24 protein-coding genes are annotated in these 26,498 nt (G+C 63.6%); 6 read left to right on the forward strand and 18 right to left on the reverse strand.

Going from position 1 to position 26,498, the window contains the following annotated elements:
• Nucleotides 1-8: 8 nt before the first annotated feature.
• From ada to K2O51_RS10085, 3 genes are all read right to left on the reverse strand, one after another.
• Nucleotides 9-1,085 carry a bifunctional DNA-binding transcriptional regulator/O6-methylguanine-DNA methyltransferase Ada gene (gene ada / locus K2O51_RS10075; protein WP_181184553.1) on the reverse strand — a complete coding sequence of 359 codons (1,077 nt, stop codon included), beginning with the start codon at nucleotides 1,083-1,085 and terminating at the stop codon, nucleotides 9-11.
• Between the two features lie 130 nt (nucleotides 1,086-1,215).
• A complete protein-coding gene (locus K2O51_RS10080; RefSeq protein ID WP_011300847.1) occupies nucleotides 1,216-1,683 on the reverse strand; it encodes an ABC transporter substrate-binding protein in 468 nt (155 codons plus the stop codon).
• Nucleotides 1,684-1,851: 168 nt separating this feature from the next.
• Nucleotides 1,852-2,838: a zinc-dependent alcohol dehydrogenase family protein gene (locus K2O51_RS10085; RefSeq protein ID WP_011300846.1), complete on the reverse strand. Its 987-nt coding sequence runs from the start codon at nucleotides 2,836-2,838 to the stop codon at nucleotides 1,852-1,854.
• A gap of 93 nt (nucleotides 2,839-2,931) precedes the next feature.
• Here K2O51_RS10085 and K2O51_RS10090 point away from each other — a divergent pair, with 93 nt between their 5' ends.
• The gene (locus tag K2O51_RS10090) at nucleotides 2,932-3,798 is read left to right on the forward strand and encodes a LysR family transcriptional regulator (RefSeq protein WP_140953261.1); all 867 of its coding nucleotides are present in this window, start codon (nucleotides 2,932-2,934) and stop codon (nucleotides 3,796-3,798) included.
• 5 nt (nucleotides 3,799-3,803) lie between these two features.
• Here the strand turns inward: K2O51_RS10090 and K2O51_RS10095 are convergent, their stop codons facing one another.
• The 4 genes from K2O51_RS10095 to K2O51_RS10110 form a co-directional block, all read right to left on the reverse strand.
• Complete coding sequence (locus tag K2O51_RS10095) at nucleotides 3,804-4,739, reverse strand: pyridoxamine 5'-phosphate oxidase family protein (RefSeq protein WP_140953260.1); 936 nt, start codon at nucleotides 4,737-4,739, stop codon at nucleotides 3,804-3,806.
• 30 nt (nucleotides 4,740-4,769) lie between these two features.
• Complete coding sequence (locus K2O51_RS10100; RefSeq protein WP_140953259.1) at nucleotides 4,770-5,381, reverse strand: glutathione S-transferase family protein; 612 nt, start codon at nucleotides 5,379-5,381, stop codon at nucleotides 4,770-4,772.
• A gap of 165 nt (nucleotides 5,382-5,546) precedes the next feature.
• Nucleotides 5,547-6,446: a LysR family transcriptional regulator gene (locus K2O51_RS10105; RefSeq protein WP_011300842.1), complete on the reverse strand. Its 900-nt coding sequence runs from the start codon at nucleotides 6,444-6,446 to the stop codon at nucleotides 5,547-5,549.
• 97 nt (nucleotides 6,447-6,543) lie between these two features.
• Complete coding sequence (locus K2O51_RS10110) at nucleotides 6,544-7,242, reverse strand: hydrolase (RefSeq protein ID WP_011300841.1); 699 nt, start codon at nucleotides 7,240-7,242, stop codon at nucleotides 6,544-6,546.
• 346 nt (nucleotides 7,243-7,588) lie between these two features.
• Between K2O51_RS10110 and K2O51_RS10115 the strand changes: the two genes are divergently transcribed.
• On the forward strand, nucleotides 7,589-8,554 hold the full coding sequence (locus K2O51_RS10115) for a DnaJ C-terminal domain-containing protein (protein ID WP_220630156.1): 966 nt from the start codon (nucleotides 7,589-7,591) through the stop codon (nucleotides 8,552-8,554).
• 53 nt (nucleotides 8,555-8,607) lie between these two features.
• On the opposite strand, the gene K2O51_RS10120 is transcribed toward K2O51_RS10115, so the two are convergent.
• Both K2O51_RS10120 and K2O51_RS10125 read right to left on the reverse strand, forming a co-directional pair.
• Nucleotides 8,608-9,348, reverse strand: coding sequence for an SDR family oxidoreductase (locus K2O51_RS10120; protein WP_011300839.1), 741 nt, complete (start codon nucleotides 9,346-9,348; stop codon nucleotides 8,608-8,610).
• An 85-nt stretch (nucleotides 9,349-9,433) separates the two neighbouring features.
• Nucleotides 9,434-10,009 carry a TetR/AcrR family transcriptional regulator gene (locus tag K2O51_RS10125; protein WP_011300838.1) on the reverse strand — a complete coding sequence of 192 codons (576 nt, stop codon included), beginning with the start codon at nucleotides 10,007-10,009 and terminating at the stop codon, nucleotides 9,434-9,436.
• A gap of 83 nt (nucleotides 10,010-10,092) precedes the next feature.
• On the opposite strand from K2O51_RS10125, the gene K2O51_RS10130 reads away from it, so the two are divergent.
• Nucleotides 10,093-10,683 carry a 2-hydroxychromene-2-carboxylate isomerase gene (locus K2O51_RS10130; protein ID WP_220630157.1) on the forward strand — a complete coding sequence of 197 codons (591 nt, stop codon included), beginning with the start codon at nucleotides 10,093-10,095 and terminating at the stop codon, nucleotides 10,681-10,683.
• Between the two features lie 158 nt (nucleotides 10,684-10,841).
• On the opposite strand, the gene K2O51_RS10135 is transcribed toward K2O51_RS10130, so the two are convergent.
• The 4 genes from K2O51_RS10135 to K2O51_RS10150 are packed head-to-tail and all read right to left on the reverse strand — an operon-like array spanning nucleotide 10,842 to nucleotide 14,188.
• A complete protein-coding gene (locus tag K2O51_RS10135; protein WP_220630158.1) occupies nucleotides 10,842-12,101 on the reverse strand; it encodes an NAD(P)/FAD-dependent oxidoreductase in 1,260 nt (419 codons plus the stop codon).
• Nucleotides 12,102-12,132: 31 nt separating this feature from the next.
• Nucleotides 12,133-12,447 carry a non-heme iron oxygenase ferredoxin subunit gene (locus K2O51_RS10140; RefSeq protein WP_220630159.1) on the reverse strand — a complete coding sequence of 105 codons (315 nt, stop codon included), beginning with the start codon at nucleotides 12,445-12,447 and terminating at the stop codon, nucleotides 12,133-12,135.
• A 12-nt stretch (nucleotides 12,448-12,459) separates the two neighbouring features.
• Entirely contained in the window at nucleotides 12,460-12,930 is a 471-nt protein-coding gene (locus K2O51_RS10145; RefSeq protein ID WP_220630160.1) for an aromatic-ring-hydroxylating dioxygenase subunit beta, read from the reverse strand.
• Nucleotides 12,931-12,934: 4 nt separating this feature from the next.
• Entirely contained in the window at nucleotides 12,935-14,188 is a 1,254-nt protein-coding gene (locus tag K2O51_RS10150; protein ID WP_220630161.1) for an aromatic ring-hydroxylating dioxygenase subunit alpha, read from the reverse strand.
• A gap of 108 nt (nucleotides 14,189-14,296) precedes the next feature.
• Between K2O51_RS10150 and K2O51_RS10155 the strand changes: the two genes are divergently transcribed.
• Nucleotides 14,297-15,199 (forward strand): LysR family transcriptional regulator, encoded by a 903-nt coding sequence (locus K2O51_RS10155; RefSeq protein ID WP_220630162.1) that lies wholly within the window; start codon nucleotides 14,297-14,299, stop codon nucleotides 15,197-15,199.
• 54 nt (nucleotides 15,200-15,253) lie between these two features.
• On the opposite strand, the gene K2O51_RS10160 is transcribed toward K2O51_RS10155, so the two are convergent.
• From K2O51_RS10160 to K2O51_RS10175, 4 genes are all read right to left on the reverse strand, one after another.
• The gene (locus K2O51_RS10160) at nucleotides 15,254-18,763 is read right to left on the reverse strand and encodes a pyruvate carboxylase (protein ID WP_220630163.1); all 3,510 of its coding nucleotides are present in this window, start codon (nucleotides 18,761-18,763) and stop codon (nucleotides 15,254-15,256) included.
• Between the two features lie 355 nt (nucleotides 18,764-19,118).
• Complete coding sequence (locus tag K2O51_RS10165; RefSeq protein ID WP_011300830.1) at nucleotides 19,119-20,390, reverse strand: MFS transporter; 1,272 nt, start codon at nucleotides 20,388-20,390, stop codon at nucleotides 19,119-19,121.
• Between the two features lie 91 nt (nucleotides 20,391-20,481).
• Nucleotides 20,482-21,537, reverse strand: a complete 1,056-nt coding sequence (locus tag K2O51_RS10170) for a beta-keto acid cleavage family enzyme (RefSeq protein ID WP_220630164.1) — start codon at nucleotides 21,535-21,537, stop codon at nucleotides 20,482-20,484.
• A gap of 52 nt (nucleotides 21,538-21,589) precedes the next feature.
• Nucleotides 21,590-21,997, reverse strand: coding sequence for a carboxymuconolactone decarboxylase family protein (locus K2O51_RS10175; RefSeq protein ID WP_011300828.1), 408 nt, complete (start codon nucleotides 21,995-21,997; stop codon nucleotides 21,590-21,592).
• Between the two features lie 166 nt (nucleotides 21,998-22,163).
• Between K2O51_RS10175 and K2O51_RS10180 the strand changes: the two genes are divergently transcribed.
• Entirely contained in the window at nucleotides 22,164-23,201 is a 1,038-nt protein-coding gene (locus tag K2O51_RS10180) for an AraC family transcriptional regulator (protein ID WP_011300827.1), read from the forward strand.
• A gap of 113 nt (nucleotides 23,202-23,314) precedes the next feature.
• On the opposite strand, the gene K2O51_RS10185 is transcribed toward K2O51_RS10180, so the two are convergent.
• Nucleotides 23,315-25,117, reverse strand: coding sequence for a sulfatase family protein (locus K2O51_RS10185; protein ID WP_220630165.1), 1,803 nt, complete (start codon nucleotides 25,115-25,117; stop codon nucleotides 23,315-23,317).
• A 496-nt stretch (nucleotides 25,118-25,613) separates the two neighbouring features.
• On the opposite strand from K2O51_RS10185, the gene K2O51_RS10190 reads away from it, so the two are divergent.
• Nucleotides 25,614-26,498: a sensor domain-containing diguanylate cyclase gene (locus tag K2O51_RS10190; protein ID WP_220630166.1), complete on the forward strand. Its 885-nt coding sequence runs from the start codon at nucleotides 25,614-25,616 to the stop codon at nucleotides 26,496-26,498.

The following is a 26,498-nucleotide window of genomic DNA, read 5'->3' on the forward strand; positions in this document are numbered from 1 at the left end:
CGTCCCGGTCAGGCTTCGGCTTCGCGCCGCAGCAGTTCGCGCTTGCGATCCACGCCCCAGCGATAGCCAGCGATGTCGCCATCGCGGCGGACGACGCGGTGGCACGGAATCGCGATGGCAATGTGGTTGGCGCCGCAAGCCTGAGCGACGGCGCGCGTGGCCGTGGGCCTGCCGATACGTTCGGCGATCTCCGCATAGCTCACGGTCGTGCCGGGCGGGATCTCGCGCAAGGCCTGCCAGACGCGTTCCTGGAACGCGGTGCCACGGACGTCGAGCGGCAGGTTGAGACCGATGGATGGCGCCTCAACGAAGCCGACCACCTGGGCCACGAGATTTTCGAAGCCGGCATCGCCACCGATCAGCTGGGCATTGGGAAACTGGTCTTGCAGCTCGCGCACGAGCGCATCCGGGTCATCGTTGAGCAGGATCGCGCAGATGCCGCGCTGGCTTTGCGCGACCAGGATGGCGCCTAGCGAACACTGGCCGACCGCGAAGTGAATCACCGCGCCGGTGCCGCCGGCGCGGTAGTCGCGCGCGCGCATGCCGAGCAACTGGTCGGAGGTTTCGTAGAACCGGCTGTTGGAGTTGAAGCCGGCATCGTAGATGGCCTCCGTCACCGATGCGTTCGGCGTGCCAAGGCCCGCGCGCAGCCGGCGCGCGCGGTAGGCCGATGCATAGGCCCTGGGCGTCAGGCCGGTCTCGGCCTTGAAGACGCGATGCAGGTGGAACGGGCTCATGCCGGCGCGCGCGGCCAGTTCGTCAAGGCTGGGGACGGTGTCCGAAGCTTCGATCAGTCGGCAGACCTCCGCCACGAGCGCAGCGCGCCCGGCGGCCGCGCTGGTCCGGTCGGCGCGAGCACGGCGGCTGGCTCGGTATCCGGCGGCTTCGGCCGCTGCGGGCGTATCGAAGAACTCGACGTTCTCGCGCTTCGGCAGGCGCGCGGAAGCACTGGGACGGCAATAGACGCCTGTCGTGCGCACGGCGTAGACAAAGTATCCGTCAGCGGCGGCGTCGCGCGCCTGTACTGCCTGCCAGCGCGATGCTTCGCTCGCGTACATGGCGGTGCCGGTGCCTTTCGCGTTCATGGTGCATGTCCTGGAAGGGTCGATCACAGTGCCAGAATAGGCCCGGATTCGATCGCAAGAACTCCGATTCTTGCGGACTAATTTCCCACAAATCCTGGACAACGGGCAGACGCCTGATGTATCCGCCAGGCTACCTCTGGCCGGTGGCTGTGCGCCAACGCATGACGAATGCACGGTATTCGGCGATGTCCAGATGCCGCGTCAGGTCCGCGTCGTTCGGGATCGGCCGCATGCCGGCGCCCAGTTGCGCGGCCAAATGTACGGCGGTAATGTCGCCGCCGACGTCACCGCGCACGGCATACAGCCCGGCGCGCTGTGCCATGAGCGCTTGTCCGCGCCGCGACAGCGTGTAGTCGACCCATAGCCGCGCCGCATTCGGGTGGCTCGCGCGCTGGCTGATGAGCTGGATGCGCAACAGCGCGAGCGTGTAGTCACTCAGGAAGGCCCAGCCGATGCCGGCGTCCTTGCGCGCCTGGCTAACCGTGTAGGCGCCGAGCACGTTGTAGGCAATCGTCATGCTGCCGCTGGCCACATGTCGCAGCATGGCGGCGGTGGTCGTCGCGTACCTGGCATCGACCCTGCCCAGGCCAGCGGCCATGTCCCAGAAGGCTGGCCATGCCCGGGCGTCCTGTGCGGCCAGCAGGAAGCCCAGGCCGGATCTTCAGCAGCGGCGCCGCGATCACTACGTCGATACTGACGGAGTATATGTTGCGGGGGAGGCCCGTGGCGAGGAGATTTGGGTCTCCAGTCCCCCGTCGCACCACCCCTACCGGACGTCCACCACCACCTTGACCCGCCCGGTGCCTGCCGCAACAACTTCATAGCCGGCTTCCGCCGTGCCGAGGCCGAAATGGCGCGGATCGACCACGGGTTTCAGCGCACCGGCTTCGGCCAGACGCGTGGCTTCACGCAGCATTTCACCGTGATGCGCGCGGTGTTTGCCGGTCAGCAAGGGATAAAGCGTAAACACCCCGGAATAGCTTGCCTCGCGAAACGACAGCGGAGCCAGCGCATGCGTGCCCCAGCCGAGTGCGCTGACAACGTGGCCGAAGTGCTTCACCGCGGCAAACGAGGTATCAAGCGTCGCACCGCCCACCGTATCGACAACCAGATCGAACCCTTCGCCCCCGGTGTGGGCCTCGACATAGGCTTCAACCGGCTGCGCACGGTAGTCGATCGGCGTGGCGCCGAGTTGCCGGACGAGATCGAGGTTCGCTTCGCTGGCGGTGGCGAACACTTCGGCACCAAGCGCGCGTGCCAGTTGCACCGCAATATGGCCCACGCCACCAGCGCCGCCCTGGACAAGGACGGTCTGACCAGCCTGCAGATGTGCGCGGTCGACGATGCCGGCGTAGGCGGTGATGAAGGCAAGCGGCAACGCGGCCGCCTCGCGCATCGACAGGTTCGCCGGTTTATGTGCGAGCAGCGCCGCATCGACAGCGGCGTATTGCGCGAGCGAACCCTGGATGCCGCCGACGCCACCGGTCATGCCGTAGACCTCGTCGCCGGGTTTGAACGCGCTGACGCCAGCGCCGACGGCCTCGACCGTGCCAGCCATGTCGATGCCGAGGACCAGTGGCAGCGGGTGCCGCGCATGCGCTGCGGCACCGGCGCGGATCTTGGTATCGAGAGGATTGAGGCCACTCGCCGCGATACGTACAAGTACCTGGCCCGGAGCGGCGTCAGGGCGCGGCACGGTGGTGAGTTCGAGGGGGCCGTTGTGCCGGGTCAGCACCAGTGCTTGCATGGACATCGTGATCTCCTTGGAAACAGTGAACAGTGGAGTCATCATGGTTCATGCGAATTTGCATGTAAATTGACAGAATTGAATAACCGTCAGTCAAATATGAATGAAAGGCTCGAGTGGAGCGATTTGCGCATCTTTCTGGCAATCGCGCGTGCCGGCACGCTCGGTGCCGCGGCGAGGAGGGTCGGCCTGACGCAGCCGACCATGGGCCGGCGCTTGCGCGCGCTGGAAGCGGCGGTCGGTTACATGCTGTTCCACCGTACCAGCGATGGCTTTGTCCTGACGCAGGAGGGCAGCGCCATACTTGCCTACGCGGAACGCATGGAAGACGAGGCGCTGGGTCTTGCTCGGGCGCTTGCAGGAAGCGATAACGCGCTGACGGGCCTGTTGCGCGTGACCTCGTCGGACTGGTTCGGTATTCATGTGCTGACACCGGTTTTTGCGCGCTTCCTGGCGCATCATCCGCGCGTTGCGCTGGAGTTAGTGACTGACGCCCGCCAGTACAGCCTGACCCGGCGCGAAGCCGATCTGGCGTTCCGCATCACGCCATTCGAGGAGCCGGATGTGATTCAGCGCACGGTGATGCACATGGACTACGCGCTGTACGGTCATGTTGACCTTGAAGTGCCGACCGCGGGCGATGGTGAAGGCATCGCACTCATCAGCATGGACACCGCCTTTGGCATGCTGCCCGATGTGGCATGGACTGCGCGCATGCTGCCACGCGCCCGCACGGTGTTCCGCAGCAACAACCGCGGTGTGCAGGCGCGCATGTGTGCGGAGCGCGGGGGCTTTGCGGTGCTGCCGTGCCCGCTTGGCGATGCCACACCCGGCCTGCGCCGCATCGATCTCGGCGAAGCGCCACCGGGGCGCGATGTCTGGATGGGTTGCCACCGTGACTTGCGGCGGCTCACGCGTCTGCAGGCGCTGATGGCAATGACGACGGAGTGCCTCGGGCTACCCTGACGGGACTACTCATCTGCAGCATCCCCGGCACGCGCCCAGCGCATCGGCAATGCCGCCTCGCGCCGCACGATCTTTTCGGGGAAGAAGCGCCACAGGCGCTCGGCGCCCTGAAACGCAGCGATCTCGGGGGAGTCGACGATGACCTCCACGCGGCCCGACATCTGCAGCAGTTCACCGGTGTCGAAGTCGGCAAACGTGACGCCGGCCGTCGGATTCACCATGAAATTGCCGAGCGTGTTGAAGAACAGGTTGCCGGCGAAATCCGGAATGGTGAGACCGCCATCTGCGTCAATCCGCACGAAGCCCGGTTCGCCGCCGCGATGCGACACGTCGACCTGCCGGCCGGCTTCAGGCCGGTCCGCGTAGGACGCCACGAAGAACGCGTCCGCCGAGGCGATCAGCGCGCGAGCGCGCGAGTCCAGCGCGCCCATGGCCAGCGGGGCGATTGTGGTCTGCTCGGACGGATCGCGCGTGAAGCGGAACGCGCGTTGCTGGATGTAGCGCGGGCAGTTGCCGAAACTCTGCACCACGTCGATGCGCAAGTCCGCGCCGTCGCGGTCCGCTCGCCGCAGCACGCCATTCATGCGATTTCGCCGGCGCGTCATCAGGTCGATGCCGAGGAGGCCCAAAGGCTGGCCGTCTTCCATGCCTGCATCAGCCGGGTCGGCGGCTTCCCGTGGCAGGCGCAGCTCCAGGATGCGGGCATCGGGCGATTGCAGAAAACCCGGCCGCCCGGCGCGCAACGTTGCCCACACGCGCCCGTCCGGCGCCACGGTGCCGAGCACGACGAACGGCATCTGCGCGAAGAACTCGCGGTGCTGGTCCGGCATGTAGTCGCGCATCACGCGCCGGCCAACATCTTCCATCTTTGCCGCGACACCGACACGGGCTTGCAGCGCGAGTTCGCCCGCGTGCCAGGGGAGGCTGGGGTTTGTGGACATGTGCGGACTCCGGCGGACGAGGTAGCGTTTTCAGGCTTCGAGCCCGGCCGGGCTCTTCCTGAACTCGATAAAGCCAGGCAGCGCTTCCACGGCCGCAAGCCAGCGCCTGACATTGGCGTACTCCGCCAGGTCGACAAAGCCTTCCGGCGCGCGCGCGATATAGCTGTAGAGCGCCACGTCGGCAATCGTCGGCTGCGCCGCGGCGATCCATTCGCGGCCTTCGAGCGCGTCGTCCACGCGCTTGATGACCACGTGGGCACGGGCGATGACTTCCTCGCGGTTCAGCGGCGCGCCGAACACGGTGATCAGGCGCGCGGCGGCGGGGCCGAAGGCAATATCGCCCGCGGCCACGGACAGCCAGCGCTGCACGGCGGCGGCAGCGGCCGGCGCTTCAGGCAGCCAGTCGGTCCTGCCGAACTTGCGGGCCAGGTAGACCATGATCGCGTTGGAGTCCGGTACCACGGTGTCGCCGTCGACGAGGACCGGCACCTGCCCGAACGGATTGAGCTTGAGGAATTCGGGCGACTTGTGCTGGCGCCTGGCCAGGTCGACCTCGACAGGCTCGGCATGGACATCGATCAGCGACAGGAAGAGGCGGGCGCGATGCGAATGGCCGGACAGCGGGTGGTGGTAGATCAGCATGGAAGAAGCCCCTTTTGCGACGGTGATGGTGTGCGCCGCTGCCGGCCTGCATTCTTGCCGCCGGCGCGCGGGATGTTCTGCTGCAAACCATCTTAGGTGCGCGAACGGCCACGAGAAATGGCCTGTCCGTGAAGGGACTCTTCTGGAAACCAGAATAATGGGGCGTCAGTTGATGGTCTTGTCGGCGCGCAGCCGTTCGATCGCAAGATCGAGGAACGCGCGTACTTTCTGCACCGCGTGGCGCCCTTCGCGATGGATCACATGGATCGGAAGCGGCGCAGGTTCATAGTCGGCGAGCACAGTCTGTAATCGCCCATCCCGCAGTTCACCAGCGATCTGGTACGACAGCACCCGCGCCACGCCGAAGCCTGCCACTGCCGCGGCAATGGCGGAGTCATTGGTGGTGGTGGCCATGCGCGGGGCAATGCGCGTGAACACCGGTTGATCGTTGTGGTGAAAGCGCCATTCCGGCAGTGTGGAGATGCCGGTGGTCTGTATCAACGTGTGGTGGGCAAGGTCATCCGGTGTTCGCGGCACGCCATGGCGAGCGAGGTAGTCGGGCGATGCACACACCACGCGCCGCACGCGGCCGACCGGAACGGCCTGCAGCGACGAACTCGGCAACTCGCCGATGCGCACGCCGACGTCGATGCCCTCGTCGACAAAGTTGACCACGCGGTCCAGCAGCAGGCAGCTGACGCCGACCTCGGGATAGCGCCGCAGATATTCGACGACGATCGGCGTGACGTAGCGCGAGCCGAACAGGACCGATGCGGTCACCGACAACTGGCCGCGCGGCGCCGCATGCGTCCCCGTGACGGAAAGTTCGGCCTCTTCAATCTCGGCCAGAAGGCGTCGGCAATTTTCGAAGTAAGCGGTCCCGGTCTCAGTGGGCCGCACCAGCCGCGTGGTACGCGTCAGCAGCCGCACGCCAAGGTGGGCCTCCAGTTCCGTGATCACACGGCTCACGACGGACAACGATACATCGAGCTTGCGCGCAGCGGCCGTGAAGCCACCGGTCTCCACGACCGTGACGAAGGTCTTCATGGCCTGCAGCCGATCCACGCGTGCTCTCCGGGGTTGGTTTGTCGCGAGTATATCGGGATGCAGCAAAGGGGCCGTAGCCCCTCCTGTATTTGCAACTCAGGCGGCGTGCCGGTGCTTAGTGTTCGATCACCGGCGCATGGACCGGCGCAATCGAAGCGTGTGTCGTCGCCGTGCGCTGCGCCGCCTTGTGCACCATCGTGTAGGCATAGTCGATGCCCATGCCGTAGGCGCCCGAGTGTTCCTTGGCCACACCGATGACGGCGTCGTAGGTTTCGCGGTTCTTCCAGTCGCGTTGCCATTCCAGCATGACCTGTTGCCAGGTCACCGGTACCACGCCGGCCTGGATCATGCGTTGCATCGCATAGTCGTGCGCTTCCTTCGTCGTGCCGCCGGACGCGTCCGCCACCATGTAGATCTCGTAGTCGCCTTCCAGCATCGCGCTCAACGCGAAGGTGGTGTTGCAGACCTCCGTCCACAGCCCGGCCACAACGATCTTCTTGCGGCCGTTCGCGGCGAGCGCGTCACGCACCTTCTGGTCATCCCACGAATTCATCGAGCTGCGTTCGAGCGTTTCCTTGCCCGGAAACACGTCGAGCAGTTCGGGATACGTGAAGCCCGAGAACGATTCGCTTTCGACCGTGGTGATGGTGGTCGGCACCTCGAAGATCTTCGCCGCCTTCGCCAGGCCCACGACATTGTTCTTCATGGTCTGGCGGTCCATCGACTGGACGCCGAACGCCATCTGCGGCTGATGGTCGATGATGATGAGCTGGCTATTGCGCGGGGTCAGGACTTGCAGCTTGGCGTTCGACATGGCGTCTCTCCTAAATGGAAAATTCAATTGGTTTGAACTTCAGATCTGGCGGGGTACTTGCTGTGCTCTTCGCCATGGGCAGAACTATAGCCAGGGTCGCCTCGAAGGAATGGTACCGTTGCTGTAATAGTTCATCAAAAAAATTGAATTATAGAAGGTGGCGTATGTGCCTCACGACCCCTCCCTCAGTTGGGGTGAATTTCGACGCGCTGGTGCCGACAAACCGTGGGGGCATTGCCTGCGCGCAATGTGCATCGATGCCGCGCCGGTGAAACAAGCCGCAGCCTCGGTCAGGTCGCCCCGGCGGCCCGGAAAACATCACCACGACGAGAACCATAACTCAGGGATGGATAGCGACTACTACCGAGTACTCGGGGTTCGACGTGCGGCTTCACAGGCCGATATCCGCAATGCCTATCGCCGCCTGGCCATGCGTTGGCATCCGGACAGGAATCCCGACACGGCCGAGCGTGCGGAAGCGGTCTTCAAGTCGCTGCAGCAAGCCCATGCGGTGCTGAAAGACCCGGTGGCCCGCGCTGCCTACGACGCGCAAGTGGCACAGCCGAGGCGCAATGACGGCCCTCCGGCGGCGCCGGACACTGCGCACAACCCGGGTACACCGGGCGCGGACTACGTCTGCGAGACGACGATTCCGCTTGAAACAGCCGTTCTCGGAGGCATTGCGTTGACGAGAGTCAGCGAGTCTCCGGCCTGTGTGCACTGTTCGGGAAAGGGGCAACAGGCTTCGAACTGCGCGACCTGTGAGGGCCGTGGTTCACTCGCCCGACGTTTCCGGCAGGTGCCATGCACTGACTGCAAGGGTGCGGGTCAGCGAACGCGTCGTTGCGATGCCTGCCGGGGGCTCGGGACGACCCGGGTGGCAAAGCTGCTGCGCGTCACGGTTCCCGCGCATACCAGAGATGGCACCGTGCTTCGCGCCAGGGGCCTCGGAGGGGAATCCGTCGACGGCGGGCCCAGGGGCAACCTGCTTTGCAAAGTCAGTATTCGTGCAGACCGCGTCTTCCGCATGGACGGACTGGATCTTCAGCGTGAACTGAAGATCGACTTCGTGGTTGCCATCCTGGGCGGGCAGGTGCCGTTGATGCGCTTCCGGAACTCCCTCGTGGTGGAGGTGCCGCCAATGACGCGCAGTGGCGCGCTGATCCGCATAGCGGGGCAGGGGCTGCAGGATCCAAAGCGCCGGCGGTCTGGAGACCTCGTGCTGAAAGTCATGATCGATCTGCCGGCGAAGATGCGCATGCCCGACGAGCGGCAGCGCGCGGTGTTGCGCGAGATCGCTCGTGGATATTGATCGGGGCGAGGCCGCTTGCCGTTGCCCCTCATCCTTCGGCTGTGCGCGACGTCTTACCAGCGTTCCATGTAAGGGCGCAGGTCCAGCTCAAAAGTCCAGGCATCGCGCGGCTGGCTATGCAGGTACCAGTAGTTCTCTGCGATGTGCTCGGGGTTCAGGATGCCATCCTGGTCCTTGAGCGCGTAGCGTTCGGGAAACGTATCGCGGATGAACGCGGTGTCGATGGCGCCGTCCACGACCACATGCGCGACGTGGATGTTTTGTGGGCCCAGCTCGCGGGCCATGCTTTGCGCCAGCGCGCGCAGCGCGTGTTTTGCCCCGGCAAACGCGGCAAAGTTTGCCGCACCGCGCAACGCGGCCGTGGCGCCCGTGAACAGGATGGTGCCCCGGCCGCGCGCGACCATCCGGCGGGCCGCCGCCTGGGCGTTGAGGAAGCCGCTGAAGCAGGCCATCTCCCAGATCTTGAAGTACTTGCGCGGAGTCTCTTCGAGGATGCTTGAAGGTACGTTGGCGCCAATGTTGAACACGAGAACCTCGACCGGCCCATGCTCGGATTCGATCTGCTCGAACAATGCCGCCACCGCGTCTTCCTTGCGCGCATCGCTGCCGTAGCCAAACGCCTGGCCGCCTTCGGCGCGAATACTGTCGACGAGTGGTTGCAGTTTGTCCGCGTCGCGGCGAGTGACGCAGGCGATATAGCCTTCGCGGGCAAAACGCCTGGCAATGGCCCCGCCAGTGGAATCGCCTGCGCCAATCACCAGGGCAACCTTGGGCTGCGATTGGCTGGATGTCATGGAGTCTCCTTTGGTCTACGTCCGTTTAGTGAACGAACGTTAAGTTACGGCTCGCGAGGTGTCAAGCAACTGGAGCCGGAAGCGATCAGCCTTTTGATTCGGTGGCGGTCGGGATTGTCTTGCCGAGGAAGCGGCGGCTGGCAGCCAGGATTTCCTTGCGCGTCTTTTCGCTTTCGACGGTGCGGGCCAGTACCAGCGCGCCGACCAGTTGGGCGATCAGGGCCCAGGCTGCGTCGCTGTCGCCCGTGCGCGCGCTCCAACTCTGTTGCGTATGCTTCAGGCCGCGCTCGACCTGTTGCCGCACGGCAGGGCCCGCGCGCGCGATTTCGGCACCCAGGGTCGGGAGGATGCAACCCACCTCCGGCGTGACTGCGTGAAACGAGCTCAGATAGTCCCGCACGCACTTTGCCACGTGGTTTTCCGGGGACTCCTTGTCGCCTGCCATCATGTCGCTGCTCTTCTGCATTTCGAGTTCGACGATGGCCTCGAACAATTCCTGCTTGGAACCGAAATGGCTGTAGAACGCACCGCCCGTCAACCCGATGGAGGACATCAGCGCGTCAACGCCCGTGGACGAGAATCCTCCCTTCTTGGCGATCGCGCTGCTCGCATCGAGCAGCTTCTTGCGGGTCTCTTCCTTGTGGGTCTTGGTGTAGCGCATGGCAGCGGACTGGCAGTTGACATCAACTGAACCATAGCATATCGTCCGTTAACTAAACGTACGTTAAATAAAAGGAGGATGACGTGACCAAGACGGTGGAGTTCTACTTCGATGTGGGCAGTCCAGCCTCCTACCTGGCCTGGACGCAGCTTCCCGCGCTCTGTGCGCAAGCCGGCGCGCAACTCGTCTACAAGCCGATGCTGCTGGGCGGCGTGTTCCAGGCCACAGGCAATGCTTCGCCGGCCGCGGTGCCGGCGAAGGGGCGCTACGTCTCGCACGACCTGGCCCGCTTTGCGCGGCGCTACGGCGTGCCGCTAGCGCAGAACCCGCACTTTCCCATCATCACGCTGATGCTCATGCGCGCAGCCACCGCGGTCCAGTTGCGCGAGCCGGAGCAGTTCGACCATTTCCTGTCCACGGTTTTCCAGGCTATCTGGGTGGATTCGCTCAACCTGAATGACATGGGGCTGACCGCGCAGACGCTCGCGCGCGGCGGGTTCGACGCAGGTCAGATCGAAGCATGGGTCAGCGATCCCGAGATCAAGGCGGCGTTGAAGGCCACCACCGACGAGGCGCTGCAGCGTGGCGTCTTCGGCGCACCGACGATGTTCGTCGGGCAGGAGATGTTCTTCGGACAGGACCGGCTGGACTTTGTACGGGAAGCCCTAGGCTGACCGACGTGTTGCGCCGGCCACGCCTGCAACGCGTGCCGAACACCAGTATGGCTCGTCCGGATCCGACTGGATCGACGAGGAAGCCTGTCGTTGCAGGCGCCGCTCACCGCGTGCGCACCACTCGTGCGATCAGGCTCGGTGGTGAAGCGTCGTCGGCTTCAGGCAGAAAGCTTGCCCATGGGAACATCCGCGTCGGCAAGTCGCTTCACATCTACCGGCTTGCTCTGCTCGATCAGCCTGCGCGCGAAACGGAGGTCGCGGGCGGCGTTGGCGCCCAGCGCGGCCTTGATGACATCGTCTTCGAGGTAGAACAGCGCGAAGCTGTTGTCTCCCGGCATGCCGCGCGTCACGATGCGGTGCGAGGGCAGGGGGACGCCATAGATCTGCAGGTTCATATCGTATTGATCAGACCAGAACCACGGCAGCGGCTGATAGACGACCGGCAGGCACAGCGCGGCGCGTGCCGCAGCGATACCTTGCTCCTGCGCGTTGTGCCACGATTCCAGCCGCATGCGGCGGCCAGCCCACGGGTTTGGCGTCACGGCGACATCGCCCGCGGCAAAGATGTCGGGGTCGGACGTGCAGCAGCGCTCGTCGACAATTATGCCGCCGTCGCAATCCAGCCCTGCGTCACGCGCCAGATCATCATTCGGCACCAGACCCACCCCCGCGACGATCGCATCGCAAGTTAGCGTGTCCCCATCGGCAAGCGTCAGGGCGGGCCGTCCGTCGGCGCCTCGGGCGATACCAGAGATATGAACGCCGAGTCTGATGTGCACGCCATGCGTGGCATGCAGCCCAAGCAGATGCTCCGAGATCTCCGGCGGCACGGAGCGTTCGCACAGCCGGCCTTGTGCCTCGATTACCGTCACCTCTGCGCCTCTCTGGCGCGCCGTGGCGGCGACTTCGAGTCCGATCCAGCCACCGCCGATCACGGCCACGCTGCGGCCCGGTCGAAACTCTTGTGCGAGCGACAGCGCGTCACCAATGGTCCGCAAGGTATGGACGCGGGCCCGATCCGCGCCCGGGACAGTGAGCGTGCGGGCGCGGCCGCCGGTGCACAGGATCAGCTTGTCGTAGGCCAGCGTCTTGCCATCCGTCATCTCCAGCCGTTTCGCATGGCGGTCGATGTGGTTCACCGGTATGTCCGGCCACCACTCCAGCCCGAGGGCCTCGAACGCGTCTGGCCTGAGCAACTGCGTGCTGGAAGGCTCCGCCTCTCCTGCAAGCACGGCTTTGGACAATGGCGGCCGCTCATACGGAGGATGGCTTTCATCACCAATCAGCACAAGCCTGCCTGTGAAGCCTTCGTTGCGCAGCGTCTGGGCGGCCCAGCCGCCGGCCTGGCCTGCGCCAACGATGACGATCGTGCTGGTCGGCACGTTAGCGGTCGCGCCGCGTGGTTGTTCGTCATGCATGCGGAGTTCCTCTGGTTCTGACGCAGGCGTGTTAGCCGAGGTCCACGAAGACCTTGCCGCCCTCGATCCGCACGGGATAGGTGCGGATGCCCGCGGTCAGCGGCGCGCACATGGCGGCGCCGTTGCGGATGTCGAACCTGCCCTGGTGAAGCGGGCACTCGATCTCGTGCCCCTCAAGGAAGCCTTCGCACAGGCGTGCGTGGCCGTGCGTGCAGATGTTGTCGGTCGCATAGACGTCGCCGTCCACGCTGTACAGCGCGATCTCCTTGCCTTGCACGGCCACGGCGATCACGTCGTCCTGCGGCACGCCGGACAGCGCCGCTGCCTCGATCCAGGTTTCGGTCATGAGGGCTCCTTGTCAGATGGGGTAGATCAGCGAGTTGGGGATCATCTCGCTGTCGAATATGCAGAGGCGTGACGCGAACTTCCAGCCTTCGGCCGTCCGTGCGATGGTGTCGAGATAGCGGCCGACGTTGTACACATCGCTCATCTGGTCGGGTTTGGTGCGCAGCACGGCATAGTTCGTCTCCGCGACGATCTTCTCGCCGGTGGCCTCGCGGATCAGAGGCGTCCCGACGATGTGGCGCTGATAGTAGGGATCGTGAAACAGCGTCTCGCGAATGCCATAGATGCGGTCCTTGAGCATGCCCTTGCCTTCGAGCGAGAGCGTGGCGAGTGGCAAGCCACGCTCGTGGTTCTCGCGGGGCTGGACGCGATAGAGGCAGTCGTCGGTGAAGAAGTCAGGCCAGCGGTCCCATTCGCCGCTGTCCACGACACTGGTGTAATCGGCGTGCAGCGTGAGCAGCGCGTAATAGTCAGTGAAGTTCATGGCGTCAGACCTCCATCACCTTGCGCCAGTAGGCGTACATGCCGCGGATCAGGGTTTCGGTGACCATGTGGTCGGTGTTCTCGGCGGTCTTGCCGCCAAGTTCGGCGATCACGCGATGCCATGGCTTTTGGGAGAAGCCTTCCTGCGAGCATTCGATCGCTTCGCCATCGTCGGCTGACACGAAGCCCGCCGGCCCGAACAGGTTGGCCTGGCGCAGGCGGCGCCGCGTCATCTCGTCCGTGTCGTCGTCAAAGCCGAAGTGCGTCCACACGAAGTCGAACGAGTCGGGGCCATTGGGCTGGATATGGCGCGTGGAAACCGAGTTGACCTGCTGCTGGAAGATCACGCTGGGGAAGACCGTCATCATCACCGCGGTGGGCTCGCCCCACCATGGCTCGTGGACGATGTCGAGGATGCGGTCATCGTTCAGCGCCATCTGGTCCTTGAAGCTGGAGACGCCCGAGGTCACGTCGCTTTTTCCGCCCTGGCCGCGCGTCGATACCATCGCCGCATGGCGGAACGCGTTATCCATCACCAGGCGCGACTTGTTGTCCGCGCGCCAGAGTCCGAACGTGACAAACCAGGTGTGGAGAAGGCCGGGGTGGTAGGGATCCTTGATGTTTTCCTGCATCAGCTTCCAGTTGCCCGGAATACGCTGCTTGTTGTAGCCGAGCACCTTCAGCTTGCGGCCATTGAAGAGTCGGTCGAAGTAGCCGAGGATGTCCGGCCCGAGATAGTCCTCGAGCGGCTGGACGTCGTGGTCGAACGAAGCAAACACGACACCGCCGCGCGTCGCCACCTTCAGTTGCGTCAACCCGTGCTCCTGCGGCTTGAAGTCGACCGGCATGCCGCCATTGACCTTGCCGTCCTGCTTGACGCCGCGGCGCAGTGGCACACCTTGCAGGTTGCCCTTCAGGTCATAGTTCCACTGGTGGTACGGGCAATGGAAGTCCTTGCGGTTTCCGCTGCGTTCCCTGCAAAACTTCATGCCGCGATGAGCGCAGACGTTTTCGACGACGTTGATGTCGCCGTCCTGGTCGCGAACCAGGATGACGGACCGTTCCCCTACCGTGGTGCGCTTGAAGTCGCCGGCATTCGGAATCTCGGCCTCGAGCCCGACGTAGTTCCAGTGACCCTTATAGAAGCAGCGTTCGAGTTCACGCCGGTACAACTGGGCGTCCGTGTAGACGCGGAAGGGGATGCGGCTGATGCTGTCGTCAGCCCACACCCGACCAGCCTGGGACGAGTCGGTTCGCATGGTTGTCTCCGTATTGCTTTCCGTATGCGAAGGATCATGGAGCGCCGCGCAAAATAAACCAATAGAATCCGGTCTATAGTCAATATTCACAGAATCAATAAGACTTCCATGGAGCTGAGAGACGTCGATCTGAACCTGCTGGTTGTTTTTGAACAGTTGCTGCGGCAGGGCACCGTTTCTGGCGCCGCCAAGGCCATGAATCTCAGCCAGCCGGCCGTGAGCAATGCACTGGCCCGCTTGCGTACGCTGTTGGGGGATCAGTTATTTGTGCGAAGCAGCAAGGGGATGCTGCCAACGCCGCTCGCGCTGGAGTTGGCTGAGCCCATCAGCTTTGCGCTGGAGTCACTGCAGGCGACGCTGAGCCAGAAGCGCAGCTTCGACCCCGAGCACAGCACTCGCGCGTTCCGTGTCGCGATGACCGATATCGGCGAGGTTCATTTCATTCCGCCCTTGATGGGTGCGCTGGGACAACGCGCACCTGGCGTGACGCTGGCGACCGTGCGCAATACGGCGGTGGACCTCGCGGCGGACATGAGTCAGGGGAAGATCGATCTGGCGGTCGGCCATCTTCCTGAGCTCGGCAGCGGGTTCTTTCAACGGCGCCTGTTCCGACAGCGCTATGTTTGCCTGTTCCGCCCCGGGCATGCGCTGGACAAGAAGAAGATCAGCATGCGGGACTTCGAAGCGGCGGAACACGTGGTGGTGACGGCAGCGGGCACAGGGCACGCCCGGGTTGACGAACTTCTTGCCGAAGCGGGCGTGAACCGGCGGGTTCGCCTGCACGTCCCGCATTTCGTGGCGCTGGCGGACATCATCGCCACCACCGATCTGGTAGCCACGGTGACCTGGACCTTTGCGGAACGATGTGCCCGGTACTTCGGGCTTAAATATGTCAGTCACCCGTTTGCGCTGCCCGAGATACAGATCAATCTGTTCTGGCATGCCAGGTACCATCACGACCCGGCAAACCAGTGGCTGCGCAATCAGTTTGTCAAACTGTTCGCGGGTTAGAGATGGAAAAGCGGCAGGCAGCCAGCTGAGACGCTGGCTGGCTGCCGCCCGGGGTTACTCCGTTCCCTTCAGCTCGATCAGTAGATCCTTCGCCGACACCCGGTCACCAGACTTCACATGCACGGCCGCGATCTCACAGTCGCGCTCAGCCGCGATGTGGGTTTCCATCTTCATGGCTTCCAACGCAATCAGCGTCGTGCCCGCCGCCACGCGTTGGCCCGGCTGGACCGCTACGGTCACGATCGAGCCTGGCATCGGCGCGGCGATATGCAGCGGATTCTCAGGGTCCGCAACCGGACGGCTGTGGCGTGACGTACCGGCCTGCACGGTGCTGCGCTGCTCGATCACCGCCGTGCGCGACTGCCCGTTCAGTTCGAACTGGACCTTGATGTTGCCCTCTTCCGCGTCGGCATGCGTGCCCTGCAGCGATACCAGCAGCGTCTTGCCCGGCTCGATGTCGATGCCCACTTCTTCCTGTGGCTGCAGGCCGTACAGGAAGGCCGGCGTCGGCACCACCGAGGTATCGCTGTAGGTGCGCACGTGCGCGTGATAAGCAACGGCCTGCTTGGGATACATCAGGTACGACGCCAGCTGGCGGTCGTCGACAGGCTGTTCGCACGCCGCGCTGGCTTCGGCGCGCGCTGCCTCGAGGTCAACCGCCGGAATCTGGTCGCCCGGGCGGTAAGGCGCGGGCGGCTCGCCGCGCAGCACCTTGCGCGACAGTTCCGCGGGGAAGCCGTCGGGCGGGAAGCCCAGCTCGCCCTTGAACAGCGAGACCACCGATTCGGGGAAGGCAACTTCGCGGGCCGGATCGCAGACATCGGCAGCGCTCATGTCGTTGGCCACCATCATCAGCGCCATGTCGCCGACCACCTTGGAGGTCGGCGTCACCTTCACGATATCGCCGAACATCTTGTTGACGTCGGCGTACGCGCGCGACACCTCGGTCCAGCGATGCTCGATGCCGAGCGAACGTGCCTGCTCGCGCAGGTTGGTGTACTGGCCGCCGGGCATTTCGTGGCGGTAGACATCGGCGGTACCCGCGCGGATTTCCGACTCGAACGGCGCGTAGTAGCGACGCACGCCTTCCCAGTACATCGACGCCTCGTGCAGCCGCTCCAGGCTGAGCCCCGGGTCGCGCTCGCTGCCGGCAAGCGCCGCCGCGATGCTCGACAGGTTCGGTTGCGAGGTGAGTCCGCTCATTGCATCCAGCGCACCATCCACTGCATCGCAGCCCGCCTCGATGGCGGCCAGCGCGGACGCGGCCGAGATGCCGCTGGTGTCGTGGGTATGGAAGTGCACGGGCAGGCCGGTCTCTTCCTTGAGCGCCTTGACCAGCGCGGCCGCGGCCTGCGGACGGCAGATGCCGGCCATATCCTTGATGCCCAGCACATGCACGCCGGCCTGCTTCAGTTCGCGCGCGATGCCGACGTAGTACTTCAGGTCGTACTTGGGACGGGAGCCGTCGAAGATGTCACCGGTGTAGCAGATCGCGCCTTCGCACAGCGCGCCGCTTTCGCCCACGGCATCGATGGCCACGCGCATATTGCGCACCCAGTTCAGGGAATCGAACACGCGGAACACGTCCACGCCGGCGCTGGCGGCCTGGCGCACGAAGAACTTCACCACGTTGTCCGCGTAGTTGGTGTAGCCGACCGCGTTCGAGCCGCGCAACAGCATCTGGAACAGGATGTTCGGCACCCGCTCGCGCAGTTGCTCGAGACGCTGCCACGGGTCTTCCTTGAGGAAGCGCAGCGCCACATCGAACGTCGCGCCACCCCAGCACTCCATCGAGAACAGCTGCGGCAGTTCGCGCGCGTAGAACGGCGCGATCGGCAGCATGTCGGCGGTGCGCATGCGCGTGGCGAACAGCGACTGGTGCGCATCGCGCATGGTGGTGTCGGTCAGCAGCACCCGCTTCTGCTCGAGCATCCATTGCGAGAACTTCTCTGCACCAAGCTCGCGCAGCAGATCGCGCGTGCCGGTCGGCACCGGGCTCGTTGCGTCTACCGAGGGAAGCACGGGTGCGGGCAGCGGCAAGGACGGCAGCGAGCGGCCCGCCATTTCTGGATGGCCATTGACGCAGACATCGCCGAGATAGTGCAGCAGCTTGGTCGCGCGATCCTGCCGCTTGGTGAACGCCAGCAGTTCGGGCGTCTTGTCGATAAAGCGCGTGGTGACGTCACCGGCCTTGAACGATGGGTGGTTGATGACGTTCTCGAGGAACTGCAGGTTGGACGCGACGCCGCGGATGCGGAACTCGCGCAGCGCGCGGTCCATGCGCCGGATCGACTCGGGAGCAGTGGGCGCCCAGGTCGTGACCTTGACCAGCAGCGAATCGTAGTAGGGCGTGATCACCGCGCCGCCGTAGGCGGTGCCGGCATCGAGCCGCACGCCGAAGCCTGCGGCGCTGCGATACGCGGACAGGCGGCCATAGTCGGGCAGGAAGCCGTTCTCAGGGTCCTCTGTGGTGATCCGGCATTGCAAGGCATGCCCGTTCAGCGAAATCCCCGACTGTTCCGGCACACCCGCAGCGCGCACCACGATCTTGCCGTCAGCGTCGCGCGTGTTCTCGGTCATGCCGATATGGCCGCCTTCAGTGATGCGGATCTGCGCCTTGACGATATCGACGCCGGTGACCATCTCGGTGACCGTGTGCTCGACCTGGATGCGCGGATTGACTTCGATGAAGTAGAACTGGCCGGAGTCGGCATCCATCAGGAATTCGATCGTGCCCGCATGCGTGTAGCCGACCGCGCGCATCAGCCGCATCGCCGCGTCGCACAGTGCTGCGCGACCGGCGGCGTCGAGGTATGGCGCAGGCGCCCGCTCCACCACCTTCTGGTTGCGCCGCTGCACGGTACAATCGCGCTCGTACAGGTGCACCAGGTTGCCATGCGTATCGCCGAGCGCCTGCACTTCGACGTGGCGCGCATTGCGTACCAGTTTCTCGACATAGACCTCATCGTTGCCGAACGCAGCCAGCGCCTCCCGCCTTGCCGCCGGCAGCAACGTTTCGAGATCCTGTTCATTCTCCAGCATACGCATGCCGCGTCCGCCGCCACCCCAGCTCGCCTTGAGCATTAGCGGATAGCCGATGCCGGCTGCCAGGCGCTTGCACTCGTCCAGATCTTGCGGCAACGGGTCGGTGGCCGGCATCACCGGCACGCCCGCCTCGATCGCGGCATTGCGCGCCGCGACCTTGTTGCCGAGCTTGCGCATGACATCGGGCGACGGGCCGATCCAGCGGATACCGGCATCCATCACGGCCTGCGCGAAATCAGGGTTCTCCGAGAGGAAGCCGTAGCCCGGGTGAATGGCGTCGACCTTCGCCTGGCGCGCAATGCGCAAGATGTCGTCGATATCGAGGTAGGCCGCCAGCGGCTTCTTGCCCTCGCCGACAAGGTAGCTTTCATCGGCCTTGAAGCGATGGAGCGCGAGCCGGTCTTCCTTCGAATAGATCGCAACCGTGCGGATGTTCATCTCGGCGGCGGCCCGCATCACGCGAATCGCGATTTCGGATCGGTTGGCAATCAGCAGGGATTTGATTGGGGTGTAGTTCATAGCGCACAAAGGAAGGGTCGGCCAGGGTTCAGGTGGCCCTCATGGTCAATCGGGTGCGGTGGTCCGCCATTGGGTCGAATAAGCGGAGGTTGGTCGGGGCATAGCGCAAGAAGCAGGCCAAGGCCTGCTGTCATCACAGCTCTTTGATTTTTATGGAACTTTTTTGGAGGGATGGGACCGGGTGTTTCGCTAATGAAATGCAAGATTTCACTGGTGAAATTGAACGGCCATCAGGCGGCCGTTCCATACGCTTAGAGGCGAGGCAGGAGACGGCGCCCGATAGGCCGCGTGATGTCGCGTAATACCATGTCCGCACAATCCGAGGCAGTCGCGGATCGTCCGTCTTCAGTGTTCCTCATTGCACCCATTTCACAGTGCTGCCAGAAATGTGCTGCCGGCTCGAAGCGCGCGCGGCAAACGCGAAGAGCAACGCTGAACTGATCCCGAGTACGTCGGTTGCCAGCAAGATATGAGTGATGGGCATTGGCATGCCGCGCGCACCGAAGTCGTCGATCGCCCAGCCAACCGCCAGATTGCCGATGGCGATCGCAAACACGTTGATGCAGAGCATCGAGAAGCCCGAGATGGTCGATCGGGTCTGCTGCGGAACCATGCTCACGATCGCTGCGTTCACAGGACCATACAGTGCCAGCGGCAGGAAGAAGCCCGCACACATCCCGACATAGAAGATGACGGAGCCAGGGGCGGCGAAGCGGTAGGCAATCATCGGCGCCGAGCAAAGCGCGACGAGCAGGGCCATCAATGTCGCCTGCGAACCCGGCAGGCGGCGGCCCAACCGGTCGCCCAGCACACCACCCACCACGGAGCCAAGCGTGCCGAACAGGAGTTGCAGCATGCCGATGTTCGTGGCGATACCGGTAGCATCCATGCCCCGCTCCCTTGCCAGCCACAGTTGCGTGAACGCGAGCCCGGCGAAGAGCATGTGTACGAGCACGAAGCCGGCGATGATGAGGCGCAGCGAAGGGCGTTCGCGCAAGACGGCCATGATACTGGCCACTTGTCGCACGAAAGGCGCGCCGCGCTCCTGATGTGCCTGTTGATCGCGCTCGTCTTTCAGGAACGCCAGCACGATGGCAATGCCCACGCCGATGGCGCCCAGCACGTAGAAGGTGTTGCGCCAGCCGTGCGATGCGCCGAGCGTGCCGGCCAGCAGGAAGCTGCAACCGATTCCCATTGGGATGCCCATGAAGAACACACCCATGGCTGAGCTGCGGCGCTTCTCCGAAAACAACTCTGCCAGCAAGCCGACGGCGGCGGGCACCAGGGCGGCTTCGCCGCTCGCAACGAAGAAACGCGCCATGACCATTTGCTCGAAGCTTTCCGCATGGCCCGATGCCCATGTGCAGGCACTCCACACGAGCACGCCCGCAGCGATGACGCGCGTACGGCTGAACCGGTCGGCAAGCGCACCCATGAACAACGCCATGACGCCAAAGCTGAGCACCCAGACTGCGCCAACCAGGAAGCCATATTGCGCATTGCTGAGCGCCAGGTCAGTGGTGATCTGCGGCGAGAAACCCAGCAGCATATTTCTGTCGATATGCGCCAGCAGGTGGATCGCGAGCAGGCCGGTGAGCACGGCAGAGGGGCGGTCTTTCCACGACATCGTTGTCTCCACTTGTTTGCTTCGGCGCGCACAACGGCGCGTCCAGGGCAACCTGCGGTGCGTTGCCGCGAGGTTGCACGAGTCGTGCCGGTCAGGCTGCCTTGCGCGGTGGCACACCACGCTGCTCCGGCTGCCGGTTAGGCACCATGCCGAGCCGATTCAGCGTCTCTTCCGTGCTGCTCCAGCGAGTGCCGGTCTGGTAGATCCGGTGCGCGTCCGTGCCGCTGGCGATTTCACGGTTCAGTTCGCGAGCGATGTTCACCATCTTTTCGATCTGCTGCACCGACGTCGCGCGCTTGCCGTCCGGCCCGTAGAGCGTGTCTTCAATGCCGACTCGCACGTGCAGGCCCATCGCGATGGCCATCGTGTTCAGTGGCACGACGTTCCGGTTCAGTGTCTCCACCGTCAACACGGCGCCGTCCGGGGTACGGCGTGCGAATTCGACCATGTCGGCGGGGTGCAGGCCGGCGGCGCCGCCACCGATCGCCACGTAGTTCAGAACGAGAGGGCCGGTGTACACGCCTCGACGGATCAGGCGCTCAACCGTTTCCAGTTGTGTCAGGTTGCCGAGCATGAAGTGGGGCTGGATGCCATTCGCAACGAGCCGCTTGATGTGTTCAACATGCCAGGACGGATTGGATGGCACGATCATGTCGCGGTACGCGGCCTGGAGGGCGGGATTGGCGAGCGAAGTACCCGCCACGTCCGCTTCGGTCATCAGTTCCATCACGTTCATCTGGCTGGTGTTGATGGCCACAGTCACCTGATCGGGGCGCGGGCTTAGTTCGGCCAGCATATGACGCGTATCGTCGTTCAGCCACTTTGCTGCCTGGTTATCGTTTTCCGGCGCAAACGAGATCGAGCCGCCCACCTGCAGCACCATCCCGGGCACGGCTTCGCGCAGGCGTGCCAGCATTTCATTGAACATGGACAGGCGCTTGCTGCCTTTGCCATCGGCCTCGCGCACGTGCACGTGCAGCACCGTAGCGCCGGCGTTGTAACAATCGACGGCCTTCTGCACCTGCTCGTCCATGGTGACAGGGATATCGTCCGAGTCGCCCGGCAGCCATTGCGGCCCATATGGCGCAACCTGGATCACGAGCTTTTCCTGGTTTTCGGGCAGCAGTGAGTCATCGAGGAAGTGCATGCTTGTCTCCTTGGTTTGAAGGCTGAGGGTAGGTCTTGGTGTTGGGCGGCATTCAGGCGGCTTGCCGGTCGGCGACGCGCTTTTCCTGCTCAAGGGCCGCCATCTCTTCCAGAAGAATCGGCGCACCCAGACTGATGCTGTGAATCCCCAGCACGCTGACCGCTTGCAGCACAGCGACAATCTCTTCCTTGGTGGCGCCTAGTTCGAGGGCCTTGCGGATGTGGCGCCGGGTGCCGGGCGCGTACATGTGCGTGCAGGATGCGTCCACCGCAATGGCGAGGAACTCCAGCACCTTCGGTTCGAGCACACCTGGCAGGACGGGGTGCATGCCCATCGCCATGAATTTCTCGGCCCAGATCGGGTCCAGTTCGGCAATGGGGTCCCAGGCGGGGTTCCAGGTTCCGCTTGTCCGCAACTGATCGCAGACAGGCGTTGCGCTGGTCTTGGGCTCATTCTTCATGGGTCGACTCCTCTCAAGTTTTGTGCCGCTTATTTGTGCCGCTCATGCCCTGGACACGTTCAATCGCGACCCCTGAAGTCTGGATTATTGGCTGGAATGAATTTGACCAAATACGGCATCAATTTTACAATTGACGACATCTGGGGCGAGAGACGGAGACGTGCCGATGGCCTATCAGTTGCGCAGTGCCGCACTCACGAACTATGTCGAAGTCGCGCGCGCCGTCGGGCTTGATCCTTACCAGCAATTGCGCGCTGCGCGGATCAGCCGATCCGTTCTGCTCGATCCCGACATCCGCATTCCGGCCCAGGCTGTCAGCCGGCTGCTGGAGTCCTCGGCGAACGCTGCAGGAATCCAGGACTTTGGCTTGCGCATGGCCGAGACACGCCAGCTTTCGAACCTTGGACCGCTGGCATTTGCCATGCGGCAGGAGCCCACATTGCGTCGTGCGCTCGAATCGATGGCCCGTTATCTGCGCCTGCAGAATGAAGCGATTGCCATGCGTATCGAGGAAGCGGAAGGCCTCGTCATGCTCAGGCAGGAAGCGCTGACGGGCGTTGCCGGATCGCTGCGCCAGTCCACCGACCTGGTGGTGGGCGTTCTGTACCGCGTGCTGGCCCTGGTCCTCGGTCCAAAGTGGAGGCCCCGCAGCATCTGCTTTTCCCACGCAGCGCCGGGCAGCACGGCGATGTACTTGCGTCTGTTTGGCATGCCCGTCCTCTTCAACCAGGAGTTCGACGGCATCATCTGCGTGGCGTCGGATCTGGAAGTTCCGCTGCCATCCTACGATCCGACCATGGCAAGGCAGGTGCAGCAGTACCTCGATACGATGCTTGCCCAGTCCGACGCGACCATCTCGGACAAGGTGAGGCGGCTCGTTCTTGCCTTATTGCCGTCGGGTGCCTGCACGATCGAGCGGGTAGCTCAGCACATGGGCGTGGATGTCCGCACCGTGCAGCGTCGCCTTGCCAACTATGACGAGACGTTCTCTGCGATCGTCACCGCGACGCGCGTTGATCTGGCGACTCGTTACCTCGAGAATCGTGAACGCCCGCTGTCGGAGGTTGCAACGCTGTTGGGCTTTGGCTCGCTCAGCGCTTTCTCCCGCTGGTTTGGCGGGCACTTTGGTTGCAGCGTTTCAAAATGGAGAGCCAAGGGCTTTGCCAAAGCCGTCAAGAAGGAGGGAGCCGGGCGATCGCATTGAACGAGCGTGCGGCCCATGCTGAGCAGAGCCGACGTTCGACCGTCCATACGCCACGGACGAACAGCGTCTCCTTGCCTGACAGGCGACCCTCCCGCCGGTGGCCGCCTGACACATCACGCTCCGGCCATGGTTTCCGGTGTGACTTCCCATCCTGCATCGATGCCGCCAGGAAGCATCTGCCCGCGGTCTTCGCCGACCTCCGCATCGATCAGGCGATTCAGCTTCTCGTTCATGGCGACGACAAGCTCGCGGTATCGGCTGTCGGCGGCCAGATTGTGCATTTCGAACGGGTCGGTCTGCACGTCATACAACTCCACGTCATTGAACTGGTCGAGTTCCTCCAATGTCCTGGGCCGGTTATGCTGCTTTGGCGAGAAGTAGCGGGCAAAGGTGTAGCGTCCATCGAACACCGAACGCACGGCGCCGCGCTTCATCAGGTCGGGCCGCACGCCTGTGCTCTTGAACTGGTCTGGCTTGCCGCCCTTTTGCAGGTAGTCCACGGCCTTGTAGAGGAAGTCGCCGTCGAGGTAGGCCAGCATGTTGTAGCAGAACAGCGCGCCGTCGCGAATCGCATTCGCGTCAGCTTTTTCCGGGGCGCTTAGCAGGCCTGAAAAATCCTTGCCTGCAAGGCCCTTGACCAGCGTCGCGCGTTTGTCGGCATTCACGCCACTCATTGCAACCAGGGTCGGCGCGATGTCCAGGTGCGAGGTGACGGCGCGGCATTGCCTGCCGCCCGGATAGGCCGGATGGGAGATGATCAGCGGTACGTTGTTCTGCTCGCGATACGAGACAGCCCCCTTGGCGTGGAGCTGGTGGGCCCCATCCATGTCGCCGTGGTCGGACGTCAGGATCACGATGGTCTTGTCGGTCAGGCCGGCCGCGTCGAGTTCGGCCAGTACAGACGCGATATTGCGATCGACGTCGCGCATGCAGTTCAGGTAATAGTTGTGGCGCCGCCGCCAGCGCGCCTCCTCGTTAGGAATGGCGCCGACCATAGCGTCGTGCGAGCGCAGGAAGTCCCGGTGGGCGGGCGGACGCCCGGGTGCGTCGAGCGGCTGTGCGTGGCTGGCCGGAAGCGTGAAATTCCACTGCTTTGCATATAGCGGGTCGGCCGGATCGCGGGCGACATGCGCAAGGCCGCGTGTTGCCTGAACTTTGGTTCCGGGTGCGTCGGTGTCGTAGAACATCACGTCATGCGGGTTGACGAGGTTCATCGCCAGAAACCATGGCTTGCCCTGGGCCGCAAGATCACGGCCTTTCCCGCGCAGCCAGCTCGTCCCCATGGCGGCAATTACCCCGTCGTGCAGGTAGCCGCCACTCGTGTGGGCGATGATATCGCCAATCCCGATGTAGTCCGAGAAGCCATAGGCCTCCATTTCCGCGGTAAATATCTTCGTTGGCGTGCCAAGCTTGTTAACGGTCTCGAACTCCTTGGTGAGATGCCATTTGCCTTTGTACGCGGTGTAGTAGCCTGCGTCGCGAAGCATGTCACCAAGCGTCGGTATGTCGGTCGACATGCTGGTGATCCACGGAAAATTGGTGTTGTCGAACATCCGCGTCTGCTGGATGTGCTGGCCCGTATAGAGTACAGACCGCGACGGCGTGCAGACGCACGAGTTGATCTGGTGGTTCAGGAAGGTCGTGCCACGCTTCATCAAGCGTTCATGTGCCGGCAGGCTGTAGCCCACCGGCAGTTCTCCCGGCCGAAAACGACGCTCCTGATCGACAACGATAAGAAGAATGTTGTACGGGCCTGCCGCATGGCTTGCGGTGGACGGCCCGGCGCTATGTGTACCGGGCGCTGCAGCCTGGGCGTTGTGGGCCCCGCCAAGGCCAAACGCCGCGGCGCCCAGGCCGGCAGCGCGCAGAAAGTCGCGCCGAGTCAGCGCCGGTTCGGGACTTTTGTCGTCTTCCATCTCGATTTCCCCATCGATAGCATCCCGCTTGGGGGGACTTCCGGATTACGACCTACATTTCGCCCAAGCACGCCAATGGAGCCTATCAATATCATTCCGGGTCAACAAGCCGGCGTTCGAATGCCGCGGCGCACGGAATGTTGGCCATCGCACTGAGCACGAAACGCGAGCCGCGCCGCAATGTGGTTGCCAAGGGCTATCGGCTTTGGCGGCCAGATTTACCTATCCATGTGATGCCTGCCTGGCTCCAGCTGTGTGCTTTGTCACTCGCTTGCTGCGGGATGCCTATGTTGCATAACGGCATTTTTTTGGCGGAGTTTCCCTGTCCGATGCCTTAAAAGCCCCTTCCACGCAAAATGACCCCCTGTTTTATAAGACCATGCTTTGAGTGAGGCCCGCCGTTGTTCATTGTGGGGGCGAGTGTTGCCGCCGTGACCATGGCATGCGTTGCCGCAGTCGCCCTTTATGAAATGCGTCTGGCGACGGAACGGTACTGATGCGGCGTCCCTACAAGCGTGAGGATATCGGTCAGAGCATTGCCGGTGCCCCGTCGTTCGAGCCGCTCATCCAGTCCGACAATGGTTCCTACATTGGCACCGCGACGCTGGATGGCGCGCAGCGCCTCTACAGTTTCAGGCGTATCGGAAAGTATCCATTGATCATTGTTGTGGGCCTCGCAATCCAGGACATCTACGCGCAATGGACGCAGCGTGCCTGGGCTATCGGTGGCGTTGTGACGGTGCTTGATGTGCTGATTATCTGGATGTCGGTGATGTTTGCGAGGCTGTTCCGGAAGCGGCTCGAAATGGAGAACCGGCTTCACCTGCTTGCTACGGCGGATAGCCTGACCGGGGTCGGCAACCGCCGCGTCCTGAGTTCGACGCTGGAGACAGAGTGGAAGCGGGCCAGCCGGGACGGCAGGAACCTGTCCGTACTGATGCTCGATGCCGACAACTTCAAAGCGCTCAATGACCGGCACGGCCATGCTATTGGTGATGAAGCGCTAAAGGCGATTGCGCAATGCATTACCAAGAATATCCGTCGCCCGGGAGATTTCGTTGGCCGTTATGGTGGCGAAGAGTTCTCTGTGTTGCTGACAAGCACGGACATGAACGGGGCAATCAGGATTGCGGAGAACATTCGCGCAGCAGTGATGGCAACGGAGTTGACAAGTATGGGCGCGCGGCCTGTTCCGCTGAGCGTGAGTATTGGGGTGGCGACTTTTGACGGCAAGAATGCTCGCGCGGAATCTTCTGAACAGCTTCTGCGCCAGGCCGACCGCCGTCTCTACCAGGCAAAGGCTGCTGGTCGTAACACGATCATGCCGCGCCAAGCGCATGGCCAGGCGGCGATGGTCGGGGATCCCCACCCGAGTACCTGA

Origin of the sequence: Cupriavidus pinatubonensis (genome assembly GCF_019602855.1) — a bacterium.
In the GTDB taxonomy this organism is placed as follows: Bacteria; Pseudomonadota; Gammaproteobacteria; order Burkholderiales; family Burkholderiaceae; genus Cupriavidus; species Cupriavidus pinatubonensis.